13 protein-coding genes are annotated in these 12,821 nt (G+C 66.2%); all 13 read left to right on the top strand.

Annotated features, from left to right (window positions below; translation table 11 throughout):
* The first annotated feature begins 14 nt into the window (after positions 1-14).
* The 13 genes from rbfA to ligA all read left to right on the top strand — a co-directional run bounded on the left by rbfA (position 15) and on the right by ligA (position 12,750).
* Entirely contained in the window at positions 15-416 is a 402-nt protein-coding gene (gene rbfA / locus K3M67_RS09895) for a 30S ribosome-binding factor RbfA (RefSeq protein WP_066862049.1), read from the top strand.
* A gap of 31 nt (positions 417-447) precedes the next feature.
* Entirely contained in the window at positions 448-729 is a 282-nt protein-coding gene (locus K3M67_RS09890; protein WP_066862052.1) for an AbrB/MazE/SpoVT family DNA-binding domain-containing protein, read from the top strand.
* Between the two features lie 5 nt (positions 730-734).
* A complete protein-coding gene (locus K3M67_RS09885; RefSeq protein ID WP_232313872.1) occupies positions 735-1,112 on the top strand; it encodes a type II toxin-antitoxin system VapC family toxin in 378 nt (125 codons plus the stop codon).
* The gene (locus K3M67_RS09880; protein ID WP_066862877.1) at positions 1,112-2,005 is read left to right on the top strand and encodes an alpha/beta hydrolase family protein; all 894 of its coding nucleotides are present in this window, start codon (positions 1,112-1,114) and stop codon (positions 2,003-2,005) included. The genes K3M67_RS09885 and K3M67_RS09880 overlap by 1 nt, the downstream gene beginning before the upstream one ends.
* Before the next feature lie 10 nt (positions 2,006-2,015).
* Positions 2,016-2,594: a thymidine kinase gene (locus tag K3M67_RS09875; protein WP_285831391.1), complete on the top strand. Its 579-nt coding sequence runs from the start codon at positions 2,016-2,018 to the stop codon at positions 2,592-2,594.
* 31 nt (positions 2,595-2,625) lie between these two features.
* On the top strand, positions 2,626-3,540 hold the full coding sequence (gene truB, locus K3M67_RS09870) for a tRNA pseudouridine(55) synthase TruB (RefSeq protein WP_285831390.1): 915 nt from the start codon (positions 2,626-2,628) through the stop codon (positions 3,538-3,540).
* Positions 3,541-3,556: 16 nt separating this feature from the next.
* Positions 3,557-3,826: a 30S ribosomal protein S15 gene (gene rpsO / locus K3M67_RS09865; RefSeq protein WP_066862064.1), complete on the top strand. Its 270-nt coding sequence runs from the start codon at positions 3,557-3,559 to the stop codon at positions 3,824-3,826.
* A 175-nt stretch (positions 3,827-4,001) separates the two neighbouring features.
* Complete coding sequence (pnp, locus tag K3M67_RS09860) at positions 4,002-6,332, top strand: polyribonucleotide nucleotidyltransferase (protein ID WP_285831389.1); 2,331 nt, start codon at positions 4,002-4,004, stop codon at positions 6,330-6,332.
* A 162-nt stretch (positions 6,333-6,494) separates the two neighbouring features.
* Positions 6,495-7,514 carry a sensor histidine kinase gene (locus K3M67_RS09855; RefSeq protein ID WP_066862883.1) on the top strand — a complete coding sequence of 340 codons (1,020 nt, stop codon included), beginning with the start codon at positions 6,495-6,497 and terminating at the stop codon, positions 7,512-7,514.
* A 56-nt stretch (positions 7,515-7,570) separates the two neighbouring features.
* A complete protein-coding gene (locus tag K3M67_RS09850; protein WP_066862880.1) occupies positions 7,571-8,359 on the top strand; it encodes an outer membrane protein assembly factor BamD in 789 nt (262 codons plus the stop codon).
* A 146-nt stretch (positions 8,360-8,505) separates the two neighbouring features.
* Entirely contained in the window at positions 8,506-10,170 is a 1,665-nt protein-coding gene (gene recN / locus K3M67_RS09845) for a DNA repair protein RecN (protein ID WP_285831388.1), read from the top strand.
* A 65-nt stretch (positions 10,171-10,235) separates the two neighbouring features.
* Positions 10,236-10,610, top strand: coding sequence for a putative quinol monooxygenase (locus K3M67_RS09840; RefSeq protein ID WP_285831387.1), 375 nt, complete (start codon positions 10,236-10,238; stop codon positions 10,608-10,610).
* A gap of 22 nt (positions 10,611-10,632) precedes the next feature.
* On the top strand, positions 10,633-12,750 hold the full coding sequence (gene ligA / locus K3M67_RS09835; protein WP_285831386.1) for an NAD-dependent DNA ligase LigA: 2,118 nt from the start codon (positions 10,633-10,635) through the stop codon (positions 12,748-12,750).
* The last annotated feature ends 71 nt before the right edge of the window (positions 12,751-12,821 follow it).

Genomic DNA, 12,821 nt, shown 5'->3' with positions numbered 1-12,821 from the left:
GGGAGGGATGATTTATGGCTCAACAACAACCCGAAGGCCCCTCCGTCCGCCTGCTGCGCGTGGGCGAGCAGGTGCGCCATGTCCTGTCCGACATTCTTCAGCGCGGCGACGTGCATGACGATGTGCTGGCCCGGCATGTCGTCAGCGTCACCGAAGTCCGCATGTCGCCCGACCTGCGCCACGCCACCGTCTTCATAAAGTCGCTGCTGGGCCAGGATGAGGAGGCGGTGCTCAAGGCGCTGCGCACGAACACCGCCTATCTCCAGCGCGAAGTCGCGCACCGCATCCGCCTCAAATATGCGGCCAGGCTCAAATTCCTGGCGGACGAGAGTTTCGACGAGGGCAGCCATATCGACAAGCTGCTCCGCGACCCAAAGGTCGCCCGCGACCTGGCGCAGGACGAGGGCGAAGATTGACTCGGGCAACGGTAAGACGCATCTTACCGTGATGAGCGGCAAGACCACATTGTCGGCAAAGGGTCAGGTCGTCATCCCCAAGGATGTACGCGACCAGCTCGGGCTTGCGCCGGGGCAGGTGCTGGACGTCGTGCCCATGGGCGGCGGCGTATTCCTGAAGCCGCAGCACCGCAAATCCGGCCGCAGCTTTGAAGAGATCATGGCCGGCATCCGGGCGCGCATCCATTATGATGGCCCGACGGTGACGATCGAGGAAATGAACGAGACGATCGCGGAGTGCTGGCGCAAGGCGGCCGAGGATAGCGATCGTTGAAGGCGGTGGACTCGAATATCCTGGCTCGGGCCTTGGTCCGGGATGATGTTCGGCAGGCCGAGATCGCGGACGCCCTGATCGCCGAAGGCATCTTCATTCCCCTTACCGTCATGCTTGAAACGGCCTGGCTGCTGGGTGGCCGGTATAAGGTGGGGCGTCTGGCGTTGGCCGACATTTTGTCCGACATCATGGACCTGCCGAATGTCGAGGTGGAGCAGGGCAACGGCGTTCGATGGGCCGTGGCGCAGTTTCGCGCCGGCGCGGACATTGCCGATGCCATTCATGTTCTTGGCGCGAACGGTGCCGAAGCATTCGTGACGTTTGATGGAGAGGCTTTCCGCAAGCTGGCCGATCCGCCTGTAGCAATCGAGGTTCCGAAATGATGCGTTTTCCCTCCGTCATGATCCTGGCCTGTGCGGTTGCCGCCCCCGCCCTTGCAAAAGACCCCGCCATCCATCCCGCCGTCGTCACCGATCCGCGGCCCGACGCCGCCTATCCCGCCGGCATGAGCGCCTTCGTCATCCCGGCGCAGGATGGCGCGATGAACGCCGTCCTCTATACCGCCGCCGGTGCGGGCATCCATCCTACCCTGCTGCTGCTTCACGGCTTTCCGGGCAATGAGCAGAATCTGGACCTTGCCCAGGCCGCGCGTCGCGCCGGGTGGAACGTCCTGACCCTCCATTATCGCGGCAGCTGGGGCAGCCCCGGCCGCTTCTCCTTCGGCAATGCCTCGGAAGATGCCTTCGCCGCGCTCCAGTTCCTGCAACAGCCCTCGACCGTGGCCCGCTATCGCATCGACACCAGCGCGATCGTGGTGGCGGGGCACAGCATGGGCGGCTTCATGGCCGCCGATGCCGCCGCAGCCGAACCGCGCGTCGCGGGACTGTTCCTGATCGATCCCTGGGATCCGGCGCAGACCGTCGCCGCGCTCGCCACGCCGGAAGGCGAGGCGGACTGGAAGGCGGAGGTGGCAGGCGACCTGCCGCCGCTGGCCGGCGCGACCTATGACAGCCTGACCGGCGAGATCAGGGCCGACGGCGCCAAGTTCGACCTCGGCCGTCGCCTCGCCGGCTATGGCCGCCGCCCGCTCTCCATCATCGGCGCGGAGCGGGGCATCGGCGCCATGGCGCGCAAGGTCGCCGCCGACGCGCAGGGCGCCAATCCCGACGCCCGGCTGATGGTCTGGCCGACCGATCATGGCTTCTCCGACAAGCGGATCGCGCTCGCCGATGCGCTGGTTCGTTTCCTCGCTGGCGTCGCGCCCACAATCCGCTAATCCAACGCCGATGGCGAAGCTTTATTTCTACTACAGCTCGATGAATGCTGGCAAATCGACAACCCTGCTGCAATCGGACTTCAACTATCGCGAACGCGGCATGGACACGATGCTCTGGACTGCGGCGGTGGACGATCGCTATGGCCAGGGGCGGATCGTGTCGCGCATCGGGCTGGAGGCGCCGGCGCATCTGTTCGACAGCCAAACCGACATGCTCGCCGCCATCTCCGCGCAGCATGACGCGACGTCGCTGTCCTGCGTGCTGGTGGACGAGGCGCAGTTTTTGAGCGAGGCGCAGGTTTGGCAATTGGGCGGTGTCTGCGACCGGCTCAATATTCCGGTCCTCTGCTACGGTATCCGCACCGATTTCCAGGGCCAGCTCTTCCCCGGCAGCGCCGCGCTGCTGGGCCTCGCCGACACGCTGAGCGAGATCAAGACGATCTGCGAATGCGGGCGCAAGGCGATCATGAACCTGCGTGTCGATGGGCAGGGGAGGGCGATCCGGCAGGGCGACCAGACCGAAATTGGCGGCAATGACCGCTACCTCGCCTTGTGCCGCCGCCATTTCGTGGAGCAGATGCAGGGCTGACAGCGGCGGCTCGCCGCTCTACAGGCGCGCCATGCACGGCTGGATCATCCTCGACAAACCCCATGGCCTCGGTTCGACCCAGGCGGTCAGCGCGGTCAAGCGCGCGCTGCGCATCCAGCGGGAGATTCTGGGCGGAGCGGGCAAGTGGAAGGTCGGCCATGGCGGCACGCTCGATCCACTGGCGACCGGAGTGCTGCCGATCGCGATCGGGGAGGCGACGAAGCTGGCGGGCCGGATGCTCGACAGCGACAAGATCTATGATTTCACTGTCGCTTTCGGTGTCCAGACCGACACGCTCGATCTGGAGGGGAAGGTGATTGTGGAGAGCGATCACAGGCCCACGCTGGCGCAGGTGGAAGCGATCCTGCCGCGCTTCACCGGCCCCATCGAGCAGGCGCCGCCCGCCTATAGCGCCATCCTGATCGGCGGCCAGCGCGCCTACGACCTCGCCCGCAAGGGGGAGGCGGTCGAGATGAAGCTGCGATCGGTGACGATCCACGGTCTGCGGCTTTGCCATCCCCGCGAGGACGGAAACGACGAACGGCTGGGCCAGATCACCCTTACCGCCCATGTGTCCAAGGGCACCTATATCCGTTCGCTTGCCCGCGACATCGCTCTGGCGCTCGGCACGGTCGGCCATGTCACCATGTTGCGCCGGGTGAAGGCCGGGCCGTTCACCCTGGATTCCGCGATTTCGCTGGACAAATTGGACGAAGCTGCTAGGGGCGGCGGCATCGGTGGGCTAATGCTGCCGTTGACGGCGGGGCTGGACGACATCCCGGCTCTCGCAGTCTCTCCCGATGACGCGCTGGCTCTCCGACAGGGGAAGGTGCTCGTGGGGAAACCGCATACCGGTTTGTTACTGGCGATGGAGGGCGAAACGCCCGTCGCGCTGGTGGAGGCCAGTGGCCCGGAAATCCGGGTGGTGCGCGGCTTTAATCTCTAAATCAGAAAGGAAGCCGATGTCGATTACTGCTGAGCGCAAGGAAGCGCTGATCAAGGAACATGCCCGCGTCGAAGGCGACACCGGTTCGCCGGAAGTCCAGGTTGCGATCCTGTCGGAGCGCATCTCGAACCTGACCGAGCATTTCAAGGGTCATCACAAGGATAACCACAGCCGTCGCGGCCTGCTGATGCTGGTCAACAAGCGCCGTTCGCTGCTGGACTATCTCAAGAAGAAGGATGCGGGTCGCTACAACGACCTCATCGCCAAGCTGGGCCTGCGCAAGTAAGCCTGCTACAAAGGGACGGCCCCATTCGGGGCCGTTTCCGATTCTGGAATAGGGCGCAATTCGGCGCCCTGTTTCATTCAAGGGGCCAGACGATGCCCCGACACCGCAGCGGGCCGGTTAGTCCGCAACACAGGCCCCGCCCGGCAATAGGGCCGCGCGGGCGAAGGAAAAATCTATGTTCGATGTAAAGAAGGTATCAATCGAGCTGGCCGGCAAGACGCTGACCCTCGAAACCGGCCGTATCGCGCGTCAGGCCGACGCCGCCGTGCTGGCGACCTATGGCGAAACCGTGGTGCTGTGCGCCGTGACCGCCGCCAAGTCGGTGAAGGAAGGGCAGGACTTCTTCCCGCTGACCGTCCACTATCAGGAAAAATATTCGGCCGCCGGTCGCATTCCGGGCGGCTTCTTCAAGCGTGAGCGTGGCGCCACGGAAAAGGAAACGCTGGTTTCCCGTCTGATCGACCGTCCGGTCCGCCCGCTGTTCCCTGAAGGTTTCTATAACGAAATCAACGTCATCGCTCAGGTTCTGAGCTTCGACGGCGAAAGCGAGCCCGACATTGTGGCGATGATCGCCGCGTCGGCCGCGCTGACCCTGTCGGGCGTGCCGTTCCTGGGTCCGATCGGCGCCGCCCGCGTCGGTTACAAGGATGGCGAATATCAGCTGAACCCGTCGCTCGACGAAGTGAAGACCGGCGAACTCGACCTGGTCGTCGCTGCCACCCACAATGCCGTGATGATGGTCGAATCCGAAGCCAAGGAGCTGTCGGAAGACGTCATGCTCGGCGCCGTCCTCTTCGCGCACGAAGCGTCGAAGAAGATCGTCGAAGCCATCATCGAGCTGGCCGAGAAGGCAGCGAAGGATCCGTGGGCCGTCGCCAAGGGCGATGACCTGGATGACCTGAAGAAGAAGCTGAAGAAGCTGATCGGCAAGGACATCACGGCCGCCTACAAGCTGACCGACAAGTCGGCCCGCTCCAACGCCCTGAACGAAGCCCGCGCCAAGGCGAAGGCCTGGTTCACCGAGGAAGGTCTCGACGCCCAGACCGTGATGGCCGGCATCAAGCTGACCAAGAAGCTGGAAGCGGAAATCGTGCGCGGCGCCATCCTCAAGGACGGCAAGCGCATCGACGGCCGCACCACCACCCAGATCCGCCCGATCGAGGCGATGGTCGGCTTCCTGCCGCGCACCCATGGTTCGGCGCTGTTCACCCGTGGTGAAACGCAGTCGATCTGCACCACCACGCTGGGCACCAAGGACGCCGAGCAGATGATCGACGGCCTGGTCGGCGTTCATTATGAAAGCTTCATGCTGCACTATAACTTCCCGCCCTATTCGGTTGGTGAAGTCGGCCGCTTCGGCGCGCCGGGCCGTCGCGAAGTCGGTCATGGCAAGCTCGCATGGCGCGCCCTGCACCCGGTCCTGCCGACCAAGGACGAGTTCCCCTACACCATCCGTGTCCTCTCCGACATCACCGAGTCCAACGGCTCGTCGTCGATGGCGACGGTCTGCGGCGGTTCGCTGTCGATGATGGACGCGGGCGTTCCGCTGAAGCGTCCGGTGTCGGGCATCGCCATGGGCCTGATCCTGGAAGGCAAGAATTTCGCTGTCCTCAGCGACATTCTGGGCGACGAGGATCATCTGGGCGACATGGACTTCAAGGTGGCCGGTACCGAAGCGGGCATCACCACCATGCAGATGGACATCAAGGTTGCCGGCATCACGCAGGAAATCTTCGAAGTCGCGCTGCGCCAGGCCAAGGAAGGCCGCGCCCATATCCTGGGTGAGATGAGCAAGGCGCTGTCCTCGACCCGCACCGAGCTGTCGGCCCATGCCCCGCGCATCGAGACGATCCAGATCGACAAGTCGAAGATCCGTGACGTCATCGGCACCGGCGGCAAGGTCATCCGCGAGATCGTCGCGGAAACCGGCGCCAAGGTCGACATCGACGACGAGGGCATCATCAAGATCAGCTCGTCCGACATCGCCCAGATCGAAGCCGCCAAGAAGTGGATTCTCGGCATCGTCGAGGAAGCGGAAGTCGGCAAGGTCTACACCGGAAAGGTCGTCAACATCGTCGATTTCGGTGCGTTCGTGAACTTCATGGGCGGCAAGGACGGTCTCGTCCACGTCTCCGAAATGAAGAATGAGCGCGTCGAAAAGCCGACCGACGTCGTGTCGGAAGGCCAGGAAGTGAAGGTCAAGGTTCTCGAGATCGATCCGCGCGGCAAGGTTCGCCTGTCGATGCGCGTTGTCGATCAGGAAACCGGAGAGGAACTGGAAGACACCCGTCCGGCCCGCGAACCGCGCGAACCGCGCGGCGACCGTGGGGATCGCGGCGACCGTGGTCGCGGCCCGCGCCGTGACGGCGGCGACCGTGGTGGTCGCGGTGGTGACCGGGGCGGCGATCGCGGCCCGCGCCGTGACCGTGGCCCGCGCAACGAAGGCGGCAAGGGCGACGACGACGGCTCCAGCGCCGGTCTGCCCGACTTCCTGACCCAGGACTGATCCGCTGCCGTGGGCCGGCTGGCCCGCGACGAAGCGATAAAAATCAGGGCGTCCGGTTGATCCGGACGCCCTTTTTTTGGGGTGGTGCGAGGATCGACTGATTTCGATCAATGCGCTCGCCTAAAGTTTTGATACTGTAACGACACTTGTCCGGGGATCATGATGCAGCGGAGGAATGAGCGCTTTGTCGAACGCCTGCCGCTCGTCCTCGATCGGCCGGTCTATGCCTATGGGCTGACGCTGATCTTCTGCGGCGCGGCGATGCTGCTGCGCATGGCTGCCGAACCGCTGCTGCCGCAGGGCTATCCCTTCGTCACCTTCTTTCCCGCGGTCATCCTCTCGTCCTTCCTGTTCGGCGTGCGACCCGGCATTTTCGCGGCTCTGCTGTGCGGCCTCCTGTCCTGGTATTTCTTCATCCCGCCCTTCCACCGGCTGGCGCTCGATCCTGCGGTGGCGGTGGCGTTGTTCTTCTACACCACCGTGGTCGTGGTCGACATCATCCTCATCCACTTCATGCAGCGGGCCAATTATAATCTGGCGGTGGAGCGCGAACGCAGCCGGGCGCTGGCGGAGAATCGCGAACTGCTGTTTCACGAGCTTCAGCATCGCGTGTCCAACAATCTTCAGGTCGTCGCCGCCATGCTCTCGCTCCAGCGGCGCCATGTCGATCATGATGTCGCCCGGCGCGCGCTCGACGATGCCTCCGCCCGGCTCGCGCTGGTCGGCCGGATCAGCCGCGCGCTCTACGATCCTGAGCGCAAGGGGCAGGACATGCGCGCCTTCCTCGCGACGCTGACCGCCGACCTGCTCGACGCCAGCGGCCGCGACGATATTCGCCTCCACCTCGACGCGCCCGCCGATCTCGCGCTCGACCCGGAGGTCTGCGTGCCGCTCGCGCTGATCGTCGCCGAAGGGGTCGCCAACGCGATCGAACATGGCCTGCCCGACCGGCCGGGGCGCATAGAAGTGACGCTGACGAGGCGGGAGGACGGACTCGCGCTGCGCATTGCCGACGATGGGCAGGGGATCGCATCCGGTTTCGAGCCGGGGCAGGGCGAATCCCTCGGTCTGCGCATCGCCCATGCGCTCGCGGCGCAGCTGGGCGGGCGTTTCATGCTGGAACCGGGAAGCCCGAAGGGGGCTGTCGCGCGGCTCGACCTGCCGCTTCGCATGGCCGGTTGAACGCCCGGCCATTCTGCCGCTTGGCGACGGCGATCCGCTCGGCTATGACCCGGCCCATGCTGACGAAAACCCTGACGCGCATAGGCGCGGCCACCACCCTGGTCCTGATCGCCTCGCCCGTGCTGACCGGCTGCTCGACATCGAAGAACAAGGCCGACACCCTCTATGTCGCCCGTGACGTGTCGACCCTCTACAACAGCGGCAAGGCGCGGCTCGATCGCGGCCAGTACAAGCTCGCCGCTGCCCTGTTCGACGAAGTGGAGCGCCAGCATCCCTATTCGCCCTGGGCGCGCCGGGCGCAGCTCATGTCGGCCTTCAGCTATTATATGAACCGCGACTATGCGGAATCGATCTCCGCCTCGCAGCGCTTCCTGTCGATCCACACCGGCAACAAGGACGCGCCCTACGCTTATTATCTGATCGCGCTCTGCTATTATGAGCAGATTGCCGACGTCACCCGCGACCAGAAGATCACGAGCCAGGCGATGGACGCGCTGGGCGAACTGATCCGCCGCTATCCCGACACACGCTATGCCGCCGACGCGCGGCTGAAGGTCGATCTGGTGAACGATCACCTCGCCGGCAAGGAGATGGAGGTCGGCCGCTTCTATCAGCGTCGCGGCCAGTGGCTCGCCGCCACGCTGCGCTTCCGCACCGTGATCGACAAATATCAGACCACCACCCACACGCCCGAAGCGCTGGAGCGACTGGTCGAATCCTATCTCTCGCTCGGCATCCCCGCCGAAGCGCAGAAGGCCGCCGCCGTGCTGGGCCGCAACTATCCCGGCACCAAATGGTATGAACGCAGCTACAAGCTGATGCAGGAACATGGCGGCAAGGCTTGAATCCAACATGGTCCCGTCCCTTCCAGGGAGGGGTTAGGGGTGGGTCGCGAGCGGAGCGCGCGTCCGGCCTTCATGTTATCGAGCGCCGCTGACGCGGCGCACCCACCCCCGGCCCCTCCTTGTAAAGGAGGGGGGAGTCTGGTGTCTTGCTGACCGCGCTCGCCATCCGCAATGTCGTGTTGATCGAGGCGCTGGACCTGGAGTTCGGCGCGGGCCTTTCCGTGCTGACCGGAGAGACGGGGGCGGGCAAGTCGATCCTGCTCGATTCGCTGGGCCTGGCGCTGGGCGCGCGCGCCGACAGCGGCCTCGTCCGCAATGGCGAAGCGCAGGCCAGCGTCGTCGCCAGCTTCGAGCCGCCGGCCGCCGACCATCGCGCCACCGCGCTGCTGGCGGATAATGGCATCGACATAGAGCCGGGCGAGCCGCTGCTGATCCGCCGGCTGGTGAAGGCCGATGGCGGCAGCCGCGCCTTCGTCAATGACCAGCCCTGTTCGGCGGCGCTGCTGCGCGACCTTGGCAGCGCCCTGGTCGAAATCCATGGCCAGCATGACGATCGCGGCCTCCTGAACCCGCGCGGCCACCGGGCGCTGCTGGACAGCTATGGCCGGTGCGAGGCCGAAGCGGTCGCGTCCGGCCATGCCGCCTGGCGCATGGCGGCGACCGCGCTCGCCGAAGCGCGCACGATCGTCGCCAACGCCGCGCGCGACCGCGACTATCTGACGCACGCGGTCGAGGAACTGCGCGCCTTCGCGCCCGAAGCCGGCGAGGAAGCGACGCTGGCCGAGGAGCGGGCCAATATGCAGAAGGGCGCGCGCCTCGCCGACGACCTCTCCGCCGTTGCCGATTGCCTGGCCGGCTCCGACGGTGGCCTGGCCCAGTTGCGCCAGGCCGCGCGCCGGATCGACCGCATCGCCGGGGAAGAGCCGCTGCTGACCGCCGTGCTCGAAGCGCTCGACCGCGCCGTGGTGGAAGCGGGGGAGGCGGAGGATCGGCTTGCCGAGGCCGCCGAAGCGCTCAGCTTCGATCCCGCCCGCCTCGACGCGATCGAGACGCGGCTGTTCGACTTGCGCGGCCTTGCCCGCAAGCATCAGGTCGCGCCCGACGATCTTGCCGCCCTGCGCGACGAGATGGCCGCGAAACTCGCCGCCATCGAGGGCGGGGAGGAGCATATCGCCGCGCTGGAAAAGGAGGTCGCGAAGAAGGCCGCCGCCTATCGCGCCGCCGCGCAGGCGCTGTCGGCCGAACGCCAACTGGCCGCCGGCCGCCTCGACGCCGCCGTGGCGGGCGAACTGGCGCCGCTCAAACTGGACGCGGCCCGCTTCCGCACCGTCGTCGCGCAACTGGACGAGGGGCAGTGGAGCGCGCAGGGCATGGACCGGGTCGAGTTCGAAATCTCGACCAACCCCGGCGCGCCCTTCGCCCCGCTGGCGAAGATCGCGAGCGGCGGCGAACTGTCCCGCTTCATCCTCGCGCTCAAGGTCGCGCTGGCCGAACGGGGCGGGGCGGACACGCTGATCTTCGACGAGATCGACCGGGGCGTGGGCGGCGCAGTCGCGGACGCCATCGGGGAGCGGCTCGCGCGCCTCGCCCGCAGCAACCAGATCCTCGTCGTCACCCACAGTCCGCAGGTCGCCGCGCGCGGCGCGGGCCATATGCTGATCGCCAAGTCCAGCGACGGCACCGTCACCCGCACCGGCGTCCACGCGCTGGACGAAGCCGAACGGCGCGAGGAAATCGCCCGGATGCTCTCCGGCGCGGAGATCACGGCGGAAGCAAGGGCGCAGGCGGAACGCTTGCTGGAGCGGGTTTAGAGAGACGGCCGTCCGTTTCGAGCGAAGTCGAGAAACGAACGGCCCATGAGGAAAAGGGAAGGCGCATGACCCATGATCGCAGAGACATGCTCGGCCTCGCCGCCGCCGCGATCGCCGCCACCGCCATCCCCGCCGCAGCGCAGGAGGCAAAGCCCCGCTACGGCCTGATCGGCCAGATGCTGAGCCTTCCCGGCAAGCGCGACGAACTGGCCGCCATCCTCGCGGAAGCGACCGGCGCGATGCCCGGTTGCCTCTCCTATGTCGTGGCGTTCGACAGCGCCAATCCCGACGCGATCTGGATCACCGAAGTCTGGGACAGCCGCGAAAGCCATGCCGCCTCCCTCAAACTCCCTGCCGTCCGCGCCGCCATCGCCCAGGCGCGGCCCATCATCGCGGGCTTCGGGCAACGGTTCGATACCGTGCCGGTGGCGGGAATCTGAAGCCGGCGCTAAAGCATCCCCCATGACCGACCCCGCGACCCTCACCGAAGCCGAAGCCGCCAACCGCCTGATGCGCCTGGCGCGCGAAGTGGCGAAGCATAACCGCCTCTATCATGACCAGGACGCGCCGGAGATCACGGACGCCGCCTATGACGCGCTGATCCGCGAAAACAACGCGCTGGAGGCTGCCTACCCGCACCTGATCCGCGCCGATTCGCCCAATGCCCAGGTCGGCGCCGCCGCCACCTCCGCGCTGAAGAAGGTGCCGCACGCCGTCCGCATGATGAGCCTCGACAACGGCTTTTCGGACGAGGACATCGCAGAGTTCCTGGCCCGCGTCCGCCGCTTCCTTGCGCTGCCCGACGATGCGCCGCTCGCGCTCACCGCCGAGCCGAAGATCGACGGCCTCTCCTGTTCGCTCCGCTATGAAAAGGGCGAACTGGTCCTCGCCGCGACGCGCGGCGACGGCGCGACCGGCGAGGATGTCACCGCCAATGTCCGCACCATCGCCGATATTCCCCAGAGCCTGACCGGCTCCAATATCCCCGACCTGTTCGAAGTGCGCGGAGAGGTCTATATGGCGAAGGCCGATTTCGTGGCGCTCAACCAGCGCCTCCTCGCCGAAGCCGACGACCCGGACAAGGCGCGCCAGTTCGCCAACCCCCGCAACGCTGCCGCCGGGTCGCTGCGCCAGAAGGACGCGGCCGTCACCGCCAGCCGCCCGCTGCGCTTCCTTGCCCATGGCTGGGGCGCCCATGGCGCACTGCCCGCCGACACCCAACTGGGCGTCATGCAGGCGATCGCTTCCTGGGGCCTGCCCGTCTCCGACATGCTCGCCTGCGTCGACAGCCTCGAAGCTCTCATCGCCCATTATCGGGGCATAGAGGCCGCGCGCGCCGACCTGCCCTTCGATATCGACGGCGTCGTATACAAGGTCGACCGGCTCGACTGGCAGCAGCGCCTCGGCTTCGTCGCCAAGGCCCCGCGCTGGGCCATCGCCCATAAATTCCCCGCCGAACGCGCGCAGACCACGCTCGAATCCATCGACATCCAGGTCGGCCGCACCGGCAAGCTGACCCCCGTCGGTCGCCTCACCCCCGTCACCGTGGGCGGCGTGGTCGTCTCCAACGTCACGTTGCACAATGCTGACGAGATTGCGCGCCTGGGCGTCCGCCCCGGCGACCGCATCATCGTCCAGCGCGCGGGCGACGTCATCCCGCAGGTGGTCGACAATCTGACTCGCGACGAAGTGCGAGCGGCCTTTCCCTTCCCGACCCATTGCCCGGTCTGTGGCTCCGAAGCGGTGCGCGAGGAGGAGGAAGTCGATTATCGCTGCACCGGCGGCCTCATCTGCCCGGCCCAGCGGTTCGAGCGGCTGCGCCACTTCGTCAGCCGCGCCGCGCTCGACATCGAAGGGCTGGGCGAAAAAAGCATCCAGGAATTTCTCGACCTTGGGTGGATCACCGAGCCGGCCGACATCTTCCGCCTGAAACGGCATCGCGCCGATCTTCTGGCGCGCGAAGGCTGGAAGGAAAAGTCGGTCGATAATCTCCTCGCCGCGATCGAGGCCAAGCGCGCGCCGGACGCCGCGCGCCTGCTCTTTGGCCTGGGCATCCGCCATGTCGGCGCGGTCACGGCGCGTGACCTGCTCAAGCGCTACACGACGCTCGCCGGCATCCGCGCCTTGGCGCAGGAGATCATCGCCCTGCGCGACATGGCCGACCCGGCCGAAACACAGGCGAAGCGCGACAAGGCGATCGCCGAGCATATCGGCGTTGAAAATGTCGGCGCGGCGGTGGGCCATGCGCTGGCCGACTTCTTCCATGAACCGCATAATCAGGCGGTCTGGGACGATCTTCTCTCTGAAGTGTCGCCACCCGATTATGTCGTGGAAACCACCGCCAGCGCGGTGACGGGCAAGACTGTCGTCTTCACCGGCAAGCTCGAAACCATGAGCCGCGACGAGGCCAAGGCACAGGCCGAACGGCTGGGCGCGAAGGCGGCGGGATCAGTGAGTGCGAAGACCGATCTGGTCGTGGCCGGGCCGGGGGCGGGCAGCAAGCTCAAGCAGGCGACGGCGTTCGGCATCGAAGTCATCACAGAAGAGGCATGGGCGGAAATCGTGAAGGCGGCGGGATAAGCCGGACTCCCGGGTCTTTGGGGCACGTGAAGCAGGTAAGGGCGGCCAGGAAAAAGGCCGCCAAAGGCGAC

Origin of the sequence: Sphingobium sp. V4 (genome assembly GCF_029590555.1) — a bacterium.
In the GTDB taxonomy this organism is placed as follows: Bacteria; Pseudomonadota; Alphaproteobacteria; order Sphingomonadales; family Sphingomonadaceae; genus Sphingobium.
The sequence above is the reverse complement of the archived record's forward strand: the minus strand, read 5'-3'. Positions and strand labels throughout refer to the sequence as shown.